Source organism: Nostoc sp. (assembly GCF_036919595.1).
Taxonomy (GTDB): Bacteria; Cyanobacteriota; Cyanobacteriia; order Cyanobacteriales; family Nostocaceae; genus Nostoc.
Genome location: NZ_JBALCO010000141.1, coordinates 67219 through 88830, shown reverse-complemented (window position 1 = coordinate 88830; position 21612 = coordinate 67219). Strand labels below are relative to the sequence as shown.

The window sequence follows — 21612 nt, the reverse complement described above, 5'->3', positions numbered from 1 at the left end:
GTTTTAATTCCTGACTCATAACTTCTAACTCCTCACTTTTTTTATTCCACCAGACCATGCTTAATTGCAAAACGTACTAATTCCGCTCGGTTGCTAGTTGAAGTTTTTCTCAATAAACTGCTAACATACTTTTCCACTGTTCGAGGACTCAGATATAGCTGATGACCTATATCGGCATTAGAAAGACCATGAGTCAATAACTCTAAGACTTGCTGTTCTCTATGAGTTAGGGATGAGTGCAAGTGGGATTTCTGAATTTGAGTGGACAAAGAATTATGGGCGTCCACTGCTTTTGTCGAGGTGGAAAGACCCAAACTATCTTTATGAGAAAAGCGGTACTCTGATTGAATGATTTGCGATCGCTCCAAAAGATTACGGATTGCTGCTGCTAACTCTTCCAGTTCAAAAGGTTTAGGTAAGTATAAATCGCACCCTGACTGGTAGCCCATAATTCTTTCCTGGGTCTTAATTCGGGCTGTTAATAAAATTACAGGCAATAACCGAAATACTGGTTTTTGACGCACCCGACGCACTAGTTCGTAGCCATTCATCTGTGGCATGGCGATATCCGTGACAATCAAATCCGGATGATACTCATCCACCATAACCAAAGCCTCTTGACCGTCATTAGCCGTAATCACCGAGTAGCCAGACAGTTCAAGATAGTCGCTAACATACAGACGAGTGCCCAAATCATCATCCACTACAAGGATCGTCAAGGGCATAGACAATACACCCCTAGCATTTTTTTACTTGTAAATTTATTTTCTTCTACGTACTCCATCAGTGAACACAGGCAAGAATAGTGTTCTTATGTTTCATCCTATGACAGGATTATTAGCTAATGAATGCCTTCAGAGTTGATTTATAAAGGAAATCTAAATCTTCATGAAGGGTTAGCGATTTTAACTCACCTTTCACTTACTGTGCTGGGGAGGCACAGAAAGCTTTGTAATTTGTAACAATTCATCAATAAGGCAGAGCAAATACTCACTATAGTGTAAATTAATATTGACATAATTAATAATTTTCTCAAAGCGAAGTAAGAATAAATATCTTTTATCTTTTATCCTTTATGATTAGTTTTTAGCTAATCACTAATGATTATTGGCTCCAGGTAAATTAAAGTTGCCAAAAAACTTTTAATTACGAACTTAGAAAAGTTAAATTAGTGATATACAGTTCAGCATTTATAGCAGTTATAAGATATACCCTATATTTTAGAAGCCAATCCAAATATTTTTTTATAATATTTTTGGGAACTCTGCTATAATTACCCTCTGTCTAAAATGCCAACAGGGCCTAAAAACAAAAGCTAGGATGTTACTGAATTACCAGTATCGCGCTTACTGGAATACCAATCAAAAACTAGAACTGAATAGTTAGTTGTAAGTTTGCCGATACTAGTACAACAATAAACTAGGTGATAAATTTAATTGGTGGAGAAATAACTGCAAGAGTGTCAATGCTTGTCGCCTTGTTTGCTCTTACCAGAACTGAGGAATAATCCCAATTTCTCCTCTCAGAAAAAACAGCTTCCTATTATTAAGGAGGACTTGGCTTATATTGAATATTCTAGTGAATCGTTAAAAGAAGTGTAGGTAGTTCACGTACATTTAAAGCACAAAAAATTATCAATGAGCGACAAAAACGAAGGTTACAAAGTTATTAGCGACAACCGCCAAGCCCGTTATTTGTATGAAATTCTGGAAACTTACGAAGCTGGAATTGAATTGACAGGAACTGAGGTGAAGTCGATTCGTGCGGGTAAAGTCAATCTTCAAGATGGCTATGCTTTACTTCGCAATGGTGAAGCATGGTTGATCAATGTGCATATCTCACCTTACAACGCTAGTGGACAATATTTTAATCATGAACCACGCCGTACACGCAAGCTGCTACTGCATCGCCAAGAACTCCGCAAGCTAATTGGTAAAGTAGAACAACAGGGTTTAACTTTAATCCCTTTGAAAATGTATCTCAAACGAGGCTGGGTAAAAGTGAGTATAGCCCTTGGCAAAGGTAAAAAGCTCCACGATAAGCGAGAAGACCTGAAACGACGCCAAGACCAGCGTGACATTCAACGGGCTATGAAAAGCTATTGAGGATCGGTTTGCTAAACTACCATAGTAAGAGTGAGAAACTGATTGCTGTGAAAATTATGTTGTATGTCTACAGCGTGAGTTCTGAAAATGCCTAGTTTATAGCCGCAGATTGATTCTGTTAAGGTTGAGACTCGATACAGTGGTGAGTAACTTCGGATGGCATCAGGAATTTTCAGATTTATGAAAAGTAATTTCATTACATTTGTTGGAGCTGGCGTTCTCAGCTTGAGTATGGGAATTTTACCCTTAACTCTATCTGCACAAGCTCAGACAACTAATGACTCTGGGGCCACTACTGCTCCAACAACAACCACTAATGAGCGCAACGATTTTAATTGGGGTTGGTTAGGATTGATTGGTTTATTTGGTCTAGCTGGGTTGGCTGGCAAAAAGCGCGATCCTCAACCGACTGCTTATCGCGACCCTAATGCCCCAAGTGCCACTACCTACAGAGATTAGACAATTAGACAATTCAAAATTTAAAAGTTGTCAGTTGTTCAGTAAGACAACAACTGACAACTTATTGATGTTAGTTTATTGCTGGTTCTGAGTTAGTTGAACTTATCTGGTTTTGAGCTAAAGGTGTCCAATAGCTGGCAATCAAGGCAACGATGAGCCACCAAAGAGTATTGACCTCAGGACGATACCAAACAGTATCTACGGTGCCGTGAGCTAGCATACCCAACAAAATAGCGATCGCCCCAATTAACCAAAACCCCTCTCCACTTCTCAATCGTCGCAATCGTCGCACTTGTAGTAATGCCGTATTAAATGTGACAATTATTAGCCAGAGGAAGCAAGCTAAACCAACAAAGCCAGTTTCTACAGTCACTTCAAACAAAATTGAATAGGCACTTAAAGCAGTGTAACGAGGGCGTTGGTAGAGGGGATAAACTTGATTAAAAGAGTTGTGACCAGGGCCAATGCCGAAAATCGGGCGATTGCGAATCATCTCAAAGACAGCATCCCACACATTTCGGCGAAAATTATTACTGCTATCTTGACGGTCGGCAAAAATACTGAATACTCGCAGGCGGACTGGCTCTACAAATATCACTGCTAGTATTAATACCCCGATCAAACTCCCCAAGACAATCGGTAGTGACCAAGTACGCCAAAAACGAGGCATTTGGTCGCTTTTCCAATAAATTAGCAAAGCCATCACAGCTAAAACTGACACCACTAGTCCAATCCAACCGCCACGACTAAAAGTCAGAATTAGGCAGGAACTATTGACAATTAGCATCGTTAACCCAAGAGCTTTTTTAGGCCAGCTTTGCCATGCAAAAATTGCCACTAAGCTAAAAATTACTGCTGGTAAGAGGTATCCAGCCAATAAGTTGGGATTGCCTAAATAACTGTAGACTCTTGTAGTCTTAGAAAGAGGAGATTCTGGATCGACCCAAGTCGCCAGTGCTGTGGCTCCAAAAAACCATTGCCGCAACCCATATACACTAACAATTAACGATACGTGTAGATAAAGGATGATAATCCAAGAACGGAGGCGAGGTAACCTTAATACCCTGGCACAAAGGACGAATAGTAGCAAATACAAGGTCAAGGTTCCCAAGCCGTTAAGTGCCGCTTTTTTCACTGGTGATGATGCTGTTGCGACTGCGGCAACTCCCCAGTAAAGCAATATCAGCAAGTGAATGGGAGTGACTGACGAGACATTTGCTGGTGTTGCTTCATCAGATAAAGTCAACAACAGCCAAAATACCACACAAGCCATTAGCAACAAGCCTACTAATGTACTCGAAGCAAAAGGTGCAAGCGCATATACTAAACTGAGTAAAGCCGCTGCGATCGCATCTCCCCACTGAATCAAGACGCTGGTTTGCCGCCAAGAACTTAACAGTCCCACCAAAGAACGGTGTACGTAACTGCTAGCAAGATATTCTTTGAGCGGTAAAGATGATAAAGTAAATCGTTGCCAGACTAAATTCATAAAAAACATTGCGATCAATTAGCCTGCCGACGCAGAACTTGGAATTGATCATAATGCGTATGGCTATAAAAAGGTAATAATCTAGATTGCAATTTAGTGATGATGCTCTTACTTATGGGTATCAGCCTACCACCTATAATCTAAAGCTCCCTGCTTTTCTCTAATGCGAAAGTGAATAAATGTCAGTAATTGTTAGCTTTTTAACTACTGTTGATTAACCCTTCACGTACTTAGTACACAACTCAAGTATGAATTTATCTTTTCCTATCCCCTATCACCTGTAAGATGTTCCCTACTGGCTGCAATCAGACATCGCTAATTGCTTGTGAGGAAGTCGCCAGCTGCAATGGTAAACAAAGCACATAACGATATCCTGATTCTGGTGAACCTTGAATTAAAATATGTCCACTATGCAATTCTGCCAGTTGACAACTTAGCAATAGACCCAAGCTTTCACGAGTAAGGCTTCCGTGTGATTTAGCTAAATTTATACCTGAACTAGCAGCAAATAAATTTGCGTGGGAATCACTCAAGTTTTTTGAATTGTCCACTTCTACTGATGAAATATCTGGTTGCTCCTGGCTTTGTGCACGAGTATTGTAACTTGCTACTTCACCTGTCAATTCCAGCAACGACAAAGAATTGAGACGGAAGTAGGGATCAACCTCAGTGATCCCGTCCCCTAGCCAGGGATGGGAAACCCAAATAGTAATGTTGAGCGTATCTTCCTTGTAAGAGACATGAATGCGAACAATACTACCTGTAGCCGAAAGTTGAATTACACTGAAAACCAGGTGGTAAAGGATTTGCCGCACCTTGTCTTTATCTAAAGGCAAAATGCGATTGCGTCCCGGTTCTATAGAGAGGCGAATATCTTGCTCACGGCGATTAGCCGCTTCTTCTAGGGTATTGATAGCTTGTTGACACAGCATTTCGATATCCACAGGAGCTAGATTCAGCACAGTTGAGTTTTCATCCATAGCTCCTAGTTCGGTAATTTCGTTTACTAAAGAAAGTAAGTAGCGACCACTGTGTTGGATAATTTCTAAATATTCTCTCTGTTTAGGCATTAAAGGCCCATAAATCTCACGTCCTAAAACACTAGCCATACCAAGTACAGATGTTAAGGGTGTGCGTAACTCCTGAGTTAGTTGAGCCAAAAGTTCCAGTTTCAGCTGCTTGGTAGAAATAGAGTCGCTATCTTTAGTGCGTGGGGTGATTTTAATCTCAGCGTTACGTTCGTCATTGAGTGAAAATATTGGAGCGCTCTTGGAAGTGCTTGATTCGAGTTTCCTTTGCAGGAGTCGGTTACGTTCAAATTCACTCATGCTCCAACGAGCTATGATTTGTAAAAACTCAATGTCTCGGTTTGTAAAATTGCGCGGCACTAAATCCATCACCTCTAATGCACCCAAACAATGTCCCTCAGCATCAATCAGTGGCACTCCTAAGTAAGCACGAATACCATAATCCTGCACCAACTTACTGCTAGCAAGTGCTGGATCTATAATGTTATGTGTATCATTAATTACAAACGTTTGGAAACTTTCTACTACCTGAGTACAAAAGGATTCCCGAGGTGACAGTTGGCGGCTTTGTGCCAAATGGTTCATTAGTCCCAGCCTAGATAAGCCCACTGCCGACTTAAACCAGTGGCGTTCTTGATCTATAAATCCCAATATGGAAATTGGTGCTTCCAAAAAGTGGGCAGCAGTCTGTGTGGCTTCTTCAAAAACCGGAATCGTTTCTGGTTGTCGCAAACCTAAATCTGACAAAGCTTTGAGGCGTTGTTGTTCTCTTGATTCATGAGAATCCCAACCATCCTTTAGGGCAAATAATTTGTTTTCAGGCTCTATCATTGCCACTGCTACCTTAATAATTTCTCGATACTGTAATTGATATAAGCCCTATTTCTGGGTTATCAATTGCTATTTTTAAGCATTCCCTAATTTTGCCTGTGACAAACAAATTTGGGGCAAAAATTTTTTATCCGTTCCATTAAGTCGGTAACGTGGTATCTACAACTTCTTAGCTACTGATGCTGAATGTTCTTTATTTAGCACTAGTGTAGTCTTTAATGCTTGAGATTTTGCAATCAGACTGCGTTAGATTTGGATTCAGCTAGGGTAACCTAATGCTAAGGATACAATACAAAGGGGCTGTCATTTTTTATGTCCAGAAGAAAAATTTCTGACTGGCATATTGGAAGTAAATTTACTTATAAAAAATATGTTTATGTAATTTCTGTAGCCATTTTTACTGATAACAGTTAGCACCGATGGTTGACAATCCTAGATAGTTAATATAAGTCTCTATCGAATAGATTAAACCTCTTACAATTTCATCCTGAAAACTGTGCAGCTTTTTCTATTTTTTCCATGTAAGGAATATTTTTTTAAGGACAACTGGTAATGAATAAAATGACTATTAGAGTTCCTTTTGTAAACCTAAAGTTACAACATGAACCAATTCAAACGCAATTGCAATATGCAATTAAATCTGTACTGGAACAGGGAGATTTTATTTTAGGGCAAGCCCTCTCAGATTTTGAAGCAGCATTTGCGGCAGTGTCTGGGGCAGAATATGGAGTTGGTGTTGCATCAGGAACAGATGCGATCGCTCTCGGATTGCAAGCGTGTAATATTGGTGCTGGTGATGAAGTGATTTTACCAGCAAACACTTTTATAGCAACCTTGATTGGGGTACAACGGGCTGGTGCGAAGCCAATTTTAGTAGATTGCGATCGCCAAACAGCTTTAATTGACTTAAGAAAAGCAGCAAAGGCAATTACGCCTCATACCAAAGCAATTATCCCTGTGCATCTCTATGGTCAGATGGTATCACCACGCGAATTATTAAACTTTGCCGATACGTATAAACTACTAATTTTTGAAGATGCAGCACAAGCACACCTCGCCGAAAGAGATGGATATCAGGCTGGTTCAGTAGGAATAGCAGCAGCTTTTAGTTTCTATCCCAGCAAAAATTTGGGAGCATTTGGGGATGGGGGAATGCTGCTGACACGAAATTCAGATGTAGCCGAAAAGATGAGGCGCTTACGAAATTATGGGGCATCGCAAAAGTATTTTCATACTGAAGCAGGTACAAATAGCCGTCTGGATACTTTACAAGCAGCGGTATTGCACGAGAAACTACCATATTTGCCACAGTGGAATCGCGATCGCCTGACTGTTGCCCAGCAGTATGATCAGGAACTAGCACCCTTAGCAACTGCTGGCATTATCCCTATGGAAAACCAAAGTGCTACAGGACACGTTTATCATCTTTATGTGATTAAAATTGATGATTCTTGCCCAATAGAACGCCAGCTACTCCAGGAAAAATTAACAGCAGTAGGAATTCAAACTGGCATTCACTACCCAATTCCTTGTCATCTCCAGCCAGCATTCACCAACTTAGGCTATCAGCCTGGAGATTTTCCTTCTTCAGAAAAACTGTCGAAGCAAATATTATCATTACCGATGTATCCTGGTTTAAGCAGTAGCCAAGTAAAAGAAGTTGTTACAGCGATCGCCAATGCAGTATCAGCAAGTTCTAAGGCAGATAATTCATGCCCTGCTGACCTTGGCAGCGTGGTAGCCTAAAGTTAATTCAATGGCAAAAAATCTGACCACTGACTACTGACAGTTTTTGAATTACTGAAAATCATGGCACTCCAGCAACAGGTTAAAAACAGAAACGCGTCAGGCTTGTTAAATCTAGCTATTTTAGGCGTTTTGCTGCTGCTTTATGCTCCTATATTGCTTCACTGGTTGGATGGTTGGCTGCACAAAAATATCAGTACGGAACACGAATATTTCAGCCACGGGATCATTGGTTTACCATTTGCTGCTTATCTGGGCTGGATGAACCGGAAAAAGTGGACACGTTTACCAGATACCATCCATCCTTTGGGCGCTGTTTTATTGTTATTAGGGGCAGTCTTTTATCTGAGCGGTGTTACAGAGTGGGTTAACCTTTCCTTGCCCGTTATACTGGCAGGATTATGCTTGTGGTTTAAGGGAATACCAGGTTTGCGATTGCAAGGATTCCCCTTGCTACTAGTATTTTTGGCAACTCCAACAGCAGTGCCCTATCTCATTGCTCCCTATAGTATGCCTCTCCAAAGCTTCATCGCTGGTACGGCAGGCTTCATACTGAATCAATTTGGTATGCAAGTAACCGTAGATGAGATAAATCTCTACGTGGGAGGACGGATTGTGGAAGTTGCCCCCTATTGTGCAGGGCTGAAAATGTTGTTTACTACTCTCTACGTAGGCTTGATGCTGCTTTATTGGACAGACGCTTTGTCTTCACGTCGCACAACTATATCGTTTTTATCTATTGCTGCGATCGTTAGTACTACTGCCAATATCATTCGTAACACTTTACTGACTTTCTTTCACGGCACAGGTCAAGAAGCGGCTTTTAGATGGCTGCATGAGGGTTGGGGTGGTGACCTCTACTCTGCTTGTATGCTGGTGTCACTAGTGCCCTTACTGAATGGGATTAATAGCTATTTTTCAACATCTCTAGAAACTCAGCAAGAAGGAGAAAGTTAGAAGCATTGGGTATTGGGCACTTGTACTGAGCGGCGTCGTTGGCGCAGCCTCTCGTAGAGAAGTATTAGGCATGGGTTAATAATCAATAGTTCTTCTTCCTCTGCTCCCCTGCTTCTTCTCTGCTCATAAATATTACTGAACTCACGGTGTGATTTTATGAAGTAAAATTTTGCCTAAATATTATAAATTTTACTGATGATTTCCTTCTCTAAGTTTTTCAAAGAAAACCAATTGAGTCAGGTAGCTGCACTTTTATTATTGCTACTGCTGCTGGCAATGGGAGGGGTTCCCGGATACGTGACAGGACACTGGCAATGGAAACAACCGCCACCTGTTAGTACCCTCAACGAGTTAAAACACATCCGCAAGACTGGGTTAGCCCTTCCTGGTTGGCAAACTATTGAACAAGCAGAACAGCTAATTGGCGAACATAAATGGTCTTTGCAGGTAATTAAAAAAGAAGGTTCCCAATCTCAGGCAATCCTGCTTTTGCTGCCGCAAAATGGACCTATGGATCAACCAGAGGTAGAGTGGACAGATGTTAACGGCTGGGGAAGATCACGCTGGGGAAAGTGGGATGTAGCTCAATCTCGTTCTGCGAAATTTACTGTCAAACCGCCTACAAAGTTGGCTTCTAATCTGGAAACTCAAGTAGAAGCTAGGTTCTTTCGCGCCTCCACACCACAGCAAACCTTCGCTGTCTTACAATGGTACGCTATGCCAGACGGCGGAAATCCATCACCTTTACACTGGTTTTTAGAGGATCAATTGGCACAGTGGCGTAAGCAACGCACTCCTTGGGTAGGCGTGAGCATTCTGATTCCAATAGAACCTTTAGGGCAGGTAGAAACATCTTGGTCTTTAGCCCAGTCTATTGGAGAAACAGTGCAAGCTGTATTGATGGCAGGCCCTTTGTAAAGTATGTTACACCATATTTGCGGTGACGACGCTGCGGTTCCGGGTTTTAATAAAGCAAGTATAATGCTGAATCACAAAGCAACTTGGAGATTAAATGTAAATTACGATATCGAACATCAGCTGTTTGTGGTTTTTGAGTTGTCGTTTTGGAAGACAACAACTCTACTACATCAGCCCTATATCTTCATACTCTTTTTTTGGCGAAGGTATTGTCATGAGTACCTTTATAATTGCTTTCAGCCTGAAACTCGGCTAAAATATGAAGCAAACATTAAAATCTGCAAAATTTTCCTCTTATTGATTGGTAAATTCTTGCAGACACAAAAGACATTTAGAACATTCATAGAGTAAAATAACCACTCGGCGCGACTAATTCCTATATCAGTATTTCCTGCACCAATGTCCATAGATCCTAGTTCTTATATGCGTGCATTCAGCGCCCTGTGTTTTGTCAGTCTTCAAGTAGGAGTTTTTTTAACAACACCTATCCAACTTGTTGTTGCCCAGCCTTTTCCATCTCAAAGACAATCACCAAGACAACCCCCCCCGCCTGTGCCGGGTACTGAGGTTGTACCTCCAGGTGCAAATGACGAAATTTCGCCACAACTCAGCCGCTACCTCTTAGGACCAGGAGATACAATTAGTGTTGTGCTTCAGCGTCCTCCTGGGCCATACCGCTTAGGAATAGGAGATGGAATTAGCGTTTCGGTTCAGCGCTTTCCAGATTTGAGCTTTCAAGCTTTAATCAACCCAGAAGGTAACATTGTGGTGCCGCTACTGGGAAAAGTTTCCTTACAAGGTTTAACTTTGGAAGAAGCTCAAGACAAAATTCGCTTGGGTTTAAATCGTTATGTAGTTGATCCAGTAATAGTTTTAGCCTTAGCAACGCAGCGTCAAGACTTAAGTTTTCAAGCTGTAATTAGTCCAGAAGGTAACATCGTAGTGCCGCAAGTGGGAACGGTATCATTACAAGGTTTAACCTTGGAAGAAGCTCAAGAAAAAATTCGCTTAGGTTTAAGTCGCATTGTACCAGATCCAATCGTAGTTGTATCCTTGGCAGGAACGCGACCAGTTCAAGTTACCATTAGCGGGGAAATATTTCGACCAGGAATTTATCCGATTAATTCATCAACACCCCGCGTTGCTGATGCCTTGCTAATATCTGGTGGTTCAACGTTGAATGCAGACCTGCGACAAATACAAGTCCGCCGCAAGTTAATCGATGGTTCTGTGATTTCACAAACTATTGACTTATATGCAGCACTGCAAAATGGCGGTTCAATTCCTAATTTACGCTTACAAGACGGAGATGCGATACTTATCCCCCGTCGTGAAGTTGGTAATGATGACGGTTATGATCGCAATTTAGTAGCACGTTCATCCTTAGCAGTACCACAGATTAAAGTCCGGGTTTTAAACTACGCAGCAGGAGGTCTTTCCATTCAAGCACTGCCTAACGGCAGTACATTTGTAGATGCTTTGGGAGGAGTAAATCTTGATACTGCTAATCTCCGGGATATCGCTCTGGTTCGCTTTGATCCGGAACGAGGTAAAGCTGTTACCCAGAAACTTGATGCAAAAAAAGCTCTAGGAGGCGATGCGTCTCAAAATGTGGCGCTTCAAGATAATGATGTTCTTGTTGTTGGTCGGAACCTCATCGGTAAAATTACTAATTTCCTGACTACCATTACCCAACCTTTCTTCAATGTTCAATCCTTTCTCCGGTTTTTTGACGATTTCGGTGGCAATCGATAAAATTAGTGACTCTCACCTTTTCACCGATTGTTGCCAGGTGTGAGAGAAGAGGAGATGAGGGTGACAAATAAAAACTGATAACTGATAACTGATTCTATATTCTCCTGCCATGACCCCACCAATTGTTAAGCGCTATCTTATTGCTTTTGATAAGTATAAGTGGATTGGACTAGCTAGTTTTGCTCTAATTGTAGCAGGGTCAACTGTGGTGGCTATGCAGCCAGAGCCACCTACTAGCTACATAGCATCTGCCGCACTTACCTATAGTGGTCCACCAGTTTCTTTCTCGGCAACTGGTAGTCAAATCCAACAGCAAGGAAAAGAACTAAATGAGGAAGTTTTACTATCAAACGAGATAATTGCAGCAGTGGCAGAGAAAGTCGATGTCAAACCGAATAAGCTCGGTACTAATGTCGTTCTTTCTATACCTAAAAAAAACCCCAAGACTGGAGAATTGGAATCTAGTATTTTGCAATTGAAATATGTAGATAGTGACGCCAAACGAGCTGTACAGGTCTTGGCGGAATTGATGCAAGCAATGATTAAGTTGAGCAGTGATATCAATACTGGGCGATTACAAGCAATTATTCGAAAGATTAACGATCGCACACCACAAGCTAAACGGGAATTGCAAATTGCTGAAAAGAAGTTAGAACAGTACGATCGCATAGAGCGAACGGCAATATTGGCAGCAGAGAATGGCAGTTTGTTAAGCGCCATTACTGCTAGCCAAAATCTCCAACGGCAAATTCAATTAACTATTTCTGGGGTTGATGGTCAAGTTCGCAGTATACAAAATAAGTTAGGCTTAACAGTTGGACAAGCTTATATTTCTTCTGCTTTGAGTGCCGATCCAATTATTGGTAATTTACGAGCGCAAATTTATCAAAGTGAATCGCAAATCGCCCTACTCAGAAAAGATTTGCGACCAGAACACCCAACAATGATTCAATTGTTGCGTCAGAAACAAGCTGCTGAGGAATTGCTGCAACAACGTGCCACTGAGGTGTTAGGTGGTGATGGTACGGCGGCTCCACTTCAGGGTAGCGTTGCAGGTATTCGCACCCAAAGTAGCTTAGATCCAGCCCGGCAGCAATTGGCAAACCAGATGGTGGCGTTGCAAACGCAGGGGGAGACGCTTCAACAACAACTAGCTCAAGAAATTCAACAAGAAGCACTACTACGTCGAGAGTATTCTCTTATACCCAATAAGCAATTAGAGCGATCGCGTTTAGAACAAGAGGTTGGACTCAAAAAAGCCATCTATGACCAAATGCAGGCGAAGCTAACTGATGCTAAAACCGCAGAGGCAGAAACTACCAGCAGCCTTAGCATTGCCAGACGCCCCACAGTCGTTGTCGATGTCAAACCACCCAAGAGTGTACCTATTACCCTTGCTGTGGGTGGTTTATTAGGTGTGTTGGTTGGTGGCGGGGTGATATTTTTACTGGGAGCGCTGGAAGGAACTTTCAAAACCAGGGAGGATATCCGCGAGAGCCTCAAGCAACGGGAAGTGGCACTGTTGGGAGAATTGCCTTTAATGACAGTTGATGATTTGGATAAAGAAGCAGTGCCAGTGGTACTTTCTGCGGATTCTCCTTATTTAGAATTTTATGAGAAATTCCGCAGTAATCTGCGTCGGATTGGTGGCAAAACCTTAAAGGTAGTGTTGATTACTAGTACCAGTAGCCTAGAAGGTAAGACGGCAAGTGCTTATAACTTGGGTATCGCTTCTGCCCGTGCTGGTAAAAGAACCTTGATTATCGAAACAGATTTGCGATCGCCTTCCCGTTGTACATCCCTAAAAGTAATTCCTGACCCCGACGCTAGTATTGAACCCCTGCGTTATTACGCTAACTTAAGTGAATGTATTCGTTTAGTTCCTGATGTTCAAAATTTATACATTCTTCCCAGCCCTGGCCCTGTGCGGCAATCCGCTGCTATTCTTGAATCCAGCGAAATGCGGCGGCTGATGGAAGATGTCCGCGAACGCTTTGATTTAGTTATTTTAGATACAAGCTGCCTCAGTATATCCAATGACCCTTTGTTAATTCAACCTTACAGCGATGGTATTGTACTTGTGGCGCGACCACACTATACACAAGAGAACATGCTAGGTGAAGCTATTGATCAATTGGTTGAATCGGAACTGGGGTTATTAGGAGTAATTATCAATGGTACTGATATCATCGTTTCTGTACCTGAACAAGTCGTACAATCATCAAGATTTGCATCTGAGGTACAAGAATCAGAAGAAGTTTCAGCGGGTGCTAGGAAAAACTAATAATTTCCCAAATATTCCAAAGGTAGATGGCGAATTGGTAATTGTTTTTCCGGCGTTGCACAGTGAAAATTTTAATTTTGAATTACTTAGTCGCGCCTAAACAACCCAAATAAAGGAGCAAGAATTATCCCAAAAACAAAACCACCAATGTGGGCCCAGTAGGCAACTCCACCAGTTTGCACAGTCATATGAGCGGCTGTTTGCAGGGTAGCAAGACCGGATATCACATTTTGCACAATAAACAGTCCAATTATTACTAGTGCTGGAACTCTGATTGTGGTGATGAAAATCCCCAAAAATATTAAGGTCATGACTTTAGCCTGGGGAAAGCGGATAATGTACGCACCCAAAACCCCAGAAATTGCACCACTTGCCCCCAAGGAAGGAATCTCAGAATTCATGCCAATGAACCATTGGCACAAAGCAGCTAAAGCACCACACACCAAATAAAAAATTAGATATTTGGCATGACCTAATCGATCTTCAATATTGTTGCCAAAAATCCAGAGAAACAACATATTAGAGATTAAGTGCCACCAACCGCCGTGTAAGAATTGCGATGTAAATAACGTTATCCACTCTCCACTCAAATTGGTGGTTAACTCTTGAGGTATTACTGCATACTGACTTAAAAACTGATTCAATTGTGCATGTGATAGGCTCGCCTCGTGAATAAAAACTAAAGTATTCATGCCAATTAACCCGTAGGTGAAATACGGGGTGATTCGCGTCGGATTTTCGTCGTAGAGGGGAAACACAGGTGTTTTTCCTAAATTATTAATTAACTGCAATATAGCTTGTAAGGCTAGTAGTTGCGAAGGTTAAGCAATTTCACCTACTAAATCAATCAGGATAATTGAGGGTCACTACGATACTATGAAGAATTAGTTATACCAGGATTCTTCCTGGGATTTATCGTTAAATAAACCCAAGAGTGGGCCGAGAATTGCCCCAAAGATAAACCCGCCTGCATGGGCCCAGTAGGCAATACCGCCGCTTTCCATACCGATGTTGGTAGGTGTTTCGAGGCTAGCAAATCCGTAGAAGGCTTGTTCGAGAAACCAGAATCCCAAAAAGAAATATGCCGGGACACGGAAAGTTGGGAAGAAAAACCCTAAAGGGACTATGCCGAGAACTTCGGCGTTGGGAAAGCGGAGAATGTACGCTCCCAGAATGCCTGCGATCGCACCACTTGCACCCAAAGAAGGAATGCTAGAATCTTGAGCGAAGAACCACTGGGTTAAGGATGCCAAAACACCGCAAGATAAGTAAAACAGTAAATATTTGGCATGACCTAATTTATCTTCAACGTTGTTACCAAAAATCCAGAGAAACAGCATATTGCCAGCTAAGTGCAAGAAACCACCGTGCAAAAATTGTGAGGTAATCAAAGTTGCCCACTCTGGCACTGGTTGATGTAGAGAAGTACCAGCAAAGCTTAAAGTGAGTTCTCGTGGAACTACAGCCGCAAGGTGTAAAAACCCATTTAATGCTTGTGGGGGAAGATTTGCTTCATAAAGAAAAGCAAGGACATTGGCAGCAATCAGTCCATAAGTCACATAAGGCGTGATTTTTGTAGGATTATTATCTCTAATGGGAACCACGGGCGTTTTTTCCTGATTTTAAGACACAAACTCTACAATACTGAATTCTGTAAGTAGTTTCTTCTACCTCATGGATGGATCTCACTTTTACAAAGGAAACAGCAGTTCTTGAGTTAGAACAATAATGACAGCGCTATCAAGATTTGTTGGCAAAATTGCAAGCTAGCGCAATTGATCTAGAAAATCTGTGAAGCAGTAGTCATGTGATAAATTTCCACGTAGAGAAGAAAGCGTTTGACATGAAACAGTTTTTTAAAGTTAACGCTTCAGAAAATCAGCAACACCTAATATTTGGAAGATTGAAAAAGGGATTGACGTACTCTCCCGAAAGCTGAAAATATGCTAGTTAATCTTCCATATAGGCTTGGCAACTCATGTTTTTCTCAAATTCTCTGGAAAATCAACTCCAGCGCTGGAACGAAACCATTCGCAATCAGCCGAAAAATCATAATGCTTACATTCGCCGAGGCATGGTTAACTTTCAGCTAGCCAAGATTGATGAATCTATTCAAGATTTTGATATGGCAGAGCAATTGGATATCCGTATCAAAGCCTACCTCTGGCAACGTGGATTATCGTACTATTATGCAGAAAGATTTGCTGAGGGCGCTCAACAATTTGAAATAGATTTGACAGTGAATGCTCAAGATGTAGAAGAAACAGTATGGCGATATCTCTGCATAGCTCGTTCGTTAGGTGTTGAAGAGGCACGTAATTCTTTATTAACTGTGAAAAATGACCCTCGACGTATTATGCAGCGTGTATATGATTTGTATGCGGGAGATTGTACCCCAGATGATGTTTTAACTGTTGGTCAATCACAAGGAGAGAGCGGCAAATTTTATAGTCATCTTTACTTGGGATTATATTACGAACCTCAGAATAATCTTGATTTAGCTCAGGATTATATAGTTAAAGCTGCTGATAATTACAAAATTGATGACTATATGTGGAACCTGGCGCAGGTACACAAAAAATTGCGAAGCTGGATATAGTTGAGTATTAATGTCCTAAAGGATGCCTTTTTGAATTGAGGATATTATTGATACAAATTACTCACAATTATAGAAAGCATTTGGAGTTGCCTTGCTGTTACTTGCTAAAACTCAGCCCCCAATTCTATATGTACGCACAATCTACGACCATCCTCGTTATGTTGATAGACTTTTTAGAGACTGGTATGACATTACGCAACTTTCTAAAGACGACTTAAAAGTTACAGTTAATTTTAACTATTGCGAATTTCTGGGACATATCGGTGTTGCATTTCTAGGGGGAATGGTTCGCCTGCTTGAAGCTAATGGTAGTCATGTGACTTTCGACTGGAATACACTTACCGATAAAAAAATTCATACTAACTTAGCTCAGAATGGTTTTTTATGCGATTTTGGCTATAATTGGGAACCTTGGGATGGTAACTCTATCCCCTTTAGGAGCGATCGCCAGCATGACCCTATAGCTATAGCTGATTACCTACGATACAAGTGGCTAGGCAAAGGTTGGGTCAATATCAGTCCTGGATTACAGGAAGCAATTACAGGAAAAGTCGTAGAAATATATTTCAATGCCTTTGAGCATAGCCAGTCTGCAATAGGCGTGTTTAGCTGCGGTCAAAACTATCCCGAAGCAGGTACGCTCCAGTTAACGGTTATCGACTTTGGTATTGGTATCCCTAATAGAGTTCGCACTTTACCCGAAAACTCAGCCATGACTGCTACTGAGGCTCTAGAGTGGGCATTCCAGCCGGGAAATAGCACAAAGCAGAATGGTGTTCGACAGGGTGAAGGTTTACATTTACTACAAGAATTTGTCAAAAAAAATCATGGAAACTTGATGATTTTCAGTAATGACGGGTATGTCACTATAAGGGATAATGGAATCATATATGAAAACAAATGTACTAGTTTTTCGGGGACGCTAGTTAATATTGCCCTTCGATGTGATGAGTCCTACTACTGTCTAGCTTCTGAAGTTCCTCAACTCAGGAAGCGAATATTCTAGAGAGCGGGAGATAGAGAAATGGTATACAAAATTTACGATATTGTTGGAGAATATGCCATCACTGCTGATGGCGGACAGAAACTATATGACCAGATTCATCCACTTTTGCTAGCTGGCGAACCTGTAGAGTTGGATTTTACAGGCGTGAAAGTTTTTGCGTCTCCATTCGTGAACTTCGCCTTTGGTCAATTGTTGAAGGACATTCCAGCAGACAAACTGAACCAGCTAGTTGAATTCACTTCTCTCAACGCTGATGGGTGGGATGTTCTGGAACATGTAATGGCTAATGCCAAACGATATTACTCTGATGAGAAATATCGGACTGCTGTGGATACAGTGATCACAAATATAGCTGTAACTCCTTGAGGTATGGCGATTAACCTCAAGATCCAAGCTGATGTCATCAACATCAAAACTGATACTTCACAGCAAGGTGATATTTTCTTCGTAGATACAAACGTCTGGTTTTGGTACGCTTATGTAAATGCTGGGTTTAGCGCTAAATCTTACCAACTCAACAATTATCCCAACTATCTCAATCAAGCACTTTCAAACGGAGCTACTCTAACCTACTCTGGGCTTACTTTAGCAGAGCTTGCTCATATCATTGAGAAGACCGAATATGAGATTTATATCCAATCTTATGGATGGCTACCAATCAAAGAATATCGTCATAATGACCCAATAGAACGGGCGAATGTCGTTGCTGAAGTTCAGTTTACTTGGCGTCGGGTTAAGGCGATCGCTGTTCCTATTGATCTAACAGTAGATGATGCAACAACTGATGCAGCCATCAACCGATTCAAAACTCAAGCTGTTGATGGCTATGACCTACTGCTCTTAGAAGCGATTAGTAGAGCAGGAGCAGGACAAATTAAAATTATCACAGATGACATTGATTATAGTGTTGTTCCTGGTATTCAGGTCTTTACAAGCAACAAGTATGCAATTCAGGAAGCTGCTTCACAGAATAAGTTAATGGTGCGCTAATAAAGTTTAGCGTCCCAGCATTTTATCTGGCAGATGTTGAATGCGATCGCCTCGAAAAGAAAACTTCCCGGTCGTGCCTCCACAGATAACCTAAGTTACCTAACGCCCAAGATGAGCGGCAGTAGGTAACCTTTCCTTCACCACCAAAATATCTCAATTGTCCGCTCCATCGACTTGTTAGCTGGCTAGGCAACACCAAATTATTGGTCATCAATCCAATCGCTACACAGTTCACAAAACGAATCAGCTTCATTATCTACAGAATTTACCCAATTACGATAGCTAGAAATATTAACTTCATATCACACTAAGCAATTCAGGTAAGGATTTGAGAAATGCGATCATCTATTCAATTGTCCGTTGCTTCGGTTTCAAATTGCACTTGGCGGTACAAATGAGCGATCGCTATTTCCACATCCACCGATTCCAGTCGCAATTTATCGCCCAAATTATACTCCGACAGCACCCATTTCCCCTGTTCGTTACGCCGAAACACTTCCACAACAGGTTGAGCTACTTGTACTAAGACATATTCTTGCAAGGTTGGAGATTGGCGATATTTGGCAAACTTTTTCCCTCTATCGGCTGCTTCCGTTGAAGGTGATAGTACTTCGATAATTAAGCAGGGAAATTGTACCAATTGTGGATCGCGATCGCGTTCATCACAAGTCACGACCACATCTGGATAAAAATACTTTTGCCTTGGTTCTACCTGCACTTTTACATCTACAATGTAAACTTCACAGGTGCCATCGGCTAGAGCATCATCTAGAAGCTTCGAGAAATTCAGAGAAATCCGATTATGGTTGCGTGTACCACCACTCATCATTACAACTTCACCATCCCAATATTCGTAGCGTTCCTCTTGGGTGGGTTCCCAAACCAGATATTCCTCTGCACTCATCAAAATGCGATCGGGTAAAGCAAGCATCGGCGCAATCTCTTAATGATTCACTTTATTTAAGATAGCCAAAAAAGCGCATTTTCTTTATTGCTACCCTGACCAAGCAATAAGTGTCCCAGCATTTTATCTAACAGATGCTTTCTGGCGATCGCCTCCTAGATTTTTCGCAATAATTCCTGAATTGCGATCGCACAATCACCGAAAGCTATCTTCAGGATAAAAAATACCTATTTCCGCCATTTTGTGATATTATTGAACACTAATTAGGCGAATATTGGTCAGCATAAGATTCACGTTAACGTCCTAACATTTTATCCCGCAGATGTTTAATGCGATCGCGCAATTTTGCCGCTTCTTCAAATTCCAGTTTCTTCGCTGCCTCTTTCATCTGCGCTTCTAACAAAGTAATCAACCCCGGAATCTGTTCTAATGGCAGTTCATCTATATGTTCATCTACAACTTTTAAGTCAGTTGCATTTAACCGCCGAGATACATCTAAAAAAGCCAAAATCGCATTACTTGATTTTTTCACAATCGGTTGTGGTGTAATCCCATGCAGCCGATTATGTGCCGTTTGAATACCACGCCGCCTGTCTGTTTCATCAATGGCTTTAATCATACTACCTGTTAGGTTATCGGCATACAAAATCGCTTGTCCCTGGACGTGACGCGCGGCTCTACCAATAGTTTGAATTAAGGAACGCTCGGTTCGCAAAAACCCTTCTTTATCTGCATCCATAATTGCTACTAAGGAAACTTCTGGTAAATCTAAGCCTTCGCGCAGCAAGTTTACTCCAACTAATACATCAAATGTACCTTCGCGCAAGTTCTGCAAAATTTCAATGCGCTCAATAGAAGTAATCTCAGAATGTAAATACCGTACCCGAATACTGTGGTCTTGCAAATACTCGGTTAAATCTTCCGCCATCCGCTTGGTTAATGTGGTAATTAACACTCGTTCATGGCGATCGGCTCTATCTTTAATTTCTCCCAACAAATCATCAATTTGTCCTTCTGTAGGACGCACAGAAATTTGTGGATCAACTACCCCAGTTGGTCGAATTACTTGCTCAACTACATGAGCTTCAGAAACTTCTAATTCCCAATTTCCGGGAGTTGCTGAAACAAAAATACACTGATTCACCTTTTGCCAAAATTCTTCGGCTTTCAAAGGACGGTTATCAGCAGCACTAGGAAGGCGAAATCCATGTTCAATTAAAACTTTTTTTCTCGCCTGGTCACCGTTATACATGCCGCGAATTTGTGGCACAGTAACGTGAGATTCATCGATAACTAGTAACCAATCTTTGGGAAAATAATCAATTAAACATTCTGGTGCTTCTCCAGCTTGTCTTCCTGCTAAGTGACGCGAATAGTTTTCGACGCCGTTGCAATAACCTACTTCGCGCAGCATTTCTAGGTCATAGCGTGTACGTTGATCTATGCGTTGCGCTTCTAATAGTTTCCCAGCTTCTTCTAAGTCTAGTTTTTGCTGTTTTAACTCGGCTGCAATGTCGTGACAAGCTACTTCTAACCTTTCTTCTGGGGTGACAAAGTGACGTGCAGGGTAGACATTCACCGCTTCCAAACTCTTGAGAATTTCACCTGTTACTGGATCAATATAGCGAATCGCGTCAATTTCATCACCAAAAAATTCGACACGAATAATCCGGTCTTCATAAGCTGGGCCAATTTCTAAGACATCACCTCGGACGCGAAACTTTCCCCGACCCATTTCTATGTCATTGCGACTATATTGAACATTTGCCAAATCTCGTAAAATTTGGCGTTGATTTACTTCCATACCTATTTTAAGGGGGATGGCAGCTTTCAGATATTCTGCTGGCATTCCCAAACCATAGATGCAACTGATGGAAGCAACGACGATGACATCACGGCGTTCAAAAAGCGATCGCGTCGCTGAATGCCGCAACATATCAATTTCATCATTAATCGCTGCCGTTTTTTCAATATAAGTATCGGTAACGGGAATATACGCTTCTGGCTGATAATAATCGTAGTAGCTGACGAAATACTCGACTGCGTTGTTGGGAAAAAAATCTCGCAACTCATTACAAAGTTGTGCAGCAAGAGTTTTGTTATGCGCCAGAACTAAGGTAGGCTTGCCAATTTTCTCAATCACTGCTGCTATTGAAAATGTCTTGCCAGTTCCAGTGGCTCCTAGTAAAGTTTGGTAACGATTACCAGATTGGATACTAGCGGTCAGTTGGGCGATCGCTTGTGGTTGATCGCCTGTGGGACTAAAGGGAGCTTGAAGACAAAATTCTGTCATACAGTTTTGCTGGAAATACCCGATCTCATGGTGACGATTTCGCCCTGTATCCATTGTAGCTGGCTTATTAAACTAAATAAATGGTAATATTTTTTTACAAAATGTAATACTTTAGTTTTACTTATGTATCAGTTTGAAAGATTCTTATATCTATATGAGGTTTTTTAAGGTTAAACTCTAAGATATATAGGAAAAAATTTCATCTTTCCTTAATTATTGTAAAATTCAATTAACAAATCAGAGGTGTT

19 protein-coding genes are annotated in these 21612 nt (G+C 41.4%); 11 read left to right on the top strand and 8 right to left on the bottom strand.

The window, feature by feature from the left end; all coding sequences use genetic code 11:
* Nucleotides 1–41: 41 nt before the first annotated feature.
* On the bottom strand, nt 42–725 hold the full coding sequence (locus tag V7K21_RS21285; protein WP_335177212.1) for a response regulator transcription factor: 684 nt from the start codon (nt 723–725) through the stop codon (nt 42–44).
* A 912-nt stretch (nt 726–1637) separates the two neighbouring features.
* On the opposite strand from V7K21_RS21285, the gene smpB reads away from it, so the two are divergent.
* Together smpB and V7K21_RS21275 are read left to right on the top strand one after the other, a co-directional pair.
* Nucleotides 1638–2105, top strand: a complete 468-nt coding sequence (smpB, locus tag V7K21_RS21280) for an SsrA-binding protein SmpB (protein WP_334998573.1) — start codon at nt 1638–1640, stop codon at nt 2103–2105.
* 180 nt (nt 2106–2285) lie between these two features.
* Nucleotides 2286–2564 carry a WGxxGxxG family protein gene (locus tag V7K21_RS21275; RefSeq protein ID WP_273768299.1) on the top strand — a complete coding sequence of 93 codons (279 nt, stop codon included), beginning with the start codon at nt 2286–2288 and terminating at the stop codon, nt 2562–2564.
* Between the two features lie 70 nt (nt 2565–2634).
* Here V7K21_RS21275 and V7K21_RS21270 read toward each other — a convergent pair whose 3' ends face one another.
* Both V7K21_RS21270 and V7K21_RS21265 read right to left on the bottom strand, forming a co-directional pair.
* The gene (locus V7K21_RS21270) at nt 2635–4053 is read right to left on the bottom strand and encodes an IctB family putative bicarbonate transporter (protein ID WP_335177211.1); all 1419 of its coding nucleotides are present in this window, start codon (nt 4051–4053) and stop codon (nt 2635–2637) included.
* 305 nt (nt 4054–4358) lie between these two features.
* Nucleotides 4359–5912: a GAF domain-containing sensor histidine kinase gene (locus V7K21_RS21265; protein WP_335177210.1), complete on the bottom strand. Its 1554-nt coding sequence runs from the start codon at nt 5910–5912 to the stop codon at nt 4359–4361.
* Nucleotides 5913–6464: 552 nt separating this feature from the next.
* Here V7K21_RS21265 and V7K21_RS21260 point away from each other — a divergent pair.
* From V7K21_RS21260 to V7K21_RS21240, 5 genes are all read left to right on the top strand, one after another.
* Nucleotides 6465–7658 (top strand): DegT/DnrJ/EryC1/StrS family aminotransferase, encoded by a 1194-nt coding sequence (locus V7K21_RS21260; RefSeq protein WP_335177209.1) that lies wholly within the window; start codon nt 6465–6467, stop codon nt 7656–7658.
* A 63-nt stretch (nt 7659–7721) separates the two neighbouring features.
* Nucleotides 7722–8615, top strand: a complete 894-nt coding sequence (gene crtB / locus V7K21_RS21255; RefSeq protein WP_335177208.1) for a cyanoexosortase B — start codon at nt 7722–7724, stop codon at nt 8613–8615.
* Between the two features lie 195 nt (nt 8616–8810).
* Nucleotides 8811–9533, top strand: coding sequence for a cyanoexosortase B system-associated protein (locus tag V7K21_RS21250; RefSeq protein ID WP_335177207.1), 723 nt, complete (start codon nt 8811–8813; stop codon nt 9531–9533).
* A gap of 399 nt (nt 9534–9932) precedes the next feature.
* Nucleotides 9933–11288 carry a polysaccharide biosynthesis/export family protein gene (locus V7K21_RS21245; protein WP_335177206.1) on the top strand — a complete coding sequence of 452 codons (1356 nt, stop codon included), beginning with the start codon at nt 9933–9935 and terminating at the stop codon, nt 11286–11288.
* 109 nt (nt 11289–11397) lie between these two features.
* Complete coding sequence (locus V7K21_RS21240) at nt 11398–13572, top strand: GumC family protein (protein ID WP_335177205.1); 2175 nt, start codon at nt 11398–11400, stop codon at nt 13570–13572.
* A gap of 86 nt (nt 13573–13658) precedes the next feature.
* Here the strand turns inward: V7K21_RS21240 and V7K21_RS21235 are convergent, their stop codons facing one another.
* Entirely contained in the window at nt 13659–14330 is a 672-nt protein-coding gene (locus V7K21_RS21235) for a rhomboid family intramembrane serine protease (RefSeq protein WP_335177256.1), read from the bottom strand.
* Between the two features lie 126 nt (nt 14331–14456).
* A complete protein-coding gene (locus V7K21_RS21230) occupies nt 14457–15176 on the bottom strand; it encodes a rhomboid family intramembrane serine protease (RefSeq protein ID WP_334970782.1) in 720 nt (239 codons plus the stop codon).
* A 374-nt stretch (nt 15177–15550) separates the two neighbouring features.
* Here V7K21_RS21230 and V7K21_RS21225 point away from each other — a divergent pair, with 374 nt between their 5' ends.
* The 4 genes from V7K21_RS21225 to V7K21_RS21210 all read left to right on the top strand — a co-directional run bounded on the left by V7K21_RS21225 (nt 15551) and on the right by V7K21_RS21210 (nt 18167).
* Nucleotides 15551–16171, top strand: a complete 621-nt coding sequence (locus tag V7K21_RS21225; RefSeq protein ID WP_335177204.1) for a tetratricopeptide repeat protein — start codon at nt 15551–15553, stop codon at nt 16169–16171.
* Nucleotides 16172–16262: 91 nt separating this feature from the next.
* The gene (locus tag V7K21_RS21220) at nt 16263–17177 is read left to right on the top strand and encodes a hypothetical protein (protein WP_335177203.1); all 915 of its coding nucleotides are present in this window, start codon (nt 16263–16265) and stop codon (nt 17175–17177) included.
* Nucleotides 17178–17195: 18 nt separating this feature from the next.
* Nucleotides 17196–17543 (top strand): STAS-like domain-containing protein, encoded by a 348-nt coding sequence (locus V7K21_RS21215; protein ID WP_335177202.1) that lies wholly within the window; start codon nt 17196–17198, stop codon nt 17541–17543.
* A 3-nt stretch (nt 17544–17546) separates the two neighbouring features.
* The gene (locus V7K21_RS21210; RefSeq protein WP_335177201.1) at nt 17547–18167 is read left to right on the top strand and encodes a hypothetical protein; all 621 of its coding nucleotides are present in this window, start codon (nt 17547–17549) and stop codon (nt 18165–18167) included.
* 22 nt (nt 18168–18189) lie between these two features.
* Here the strand turns inward: V7K21_RS21210 and V7K21_RS21205 are convergent, their stop codons facing one another.
* The 3 genes from V7K21_RS21205 to uvrB form a co-directional block, all read right to left on the bottom strand.
* Complete coding sequence (locus V7K21_RS21205) at nt 18190–18420, bottom strand: hypothetical protein (protein WP_335177200.1); 231 nt, start codon at nt 18418–18420, stop codon at nt 18190–18192.
* 96 nt (nt 18421–18516) lie between these two features.
* Nucleotides 18517–19098, bottom strand: coding sequence for a Uma2 family endonuclease (locus V7K21_RS21200; protein ID WP_335177199.1), 582 nt, complete (start codon nt 19096–19098; stop codon nt 18517–18519).
* Between the two features lie 268 nt (nt 19099–19366).
* The gene (gene uvrB, locus V7K21_RS21195; RefSeq protein WP_335177198.1) at nt 19367–21364 is read right to left on the bottom strand and encodes an excinuclease ABC subunit UvrB; all 1998 of its coding nucleotides are present in this window, start codon (nt 21362–21364) and stop codon (nt 19367–19369) included.
* Nucleotides 21365–21612 lie beyond the last annotated feature (248 nt).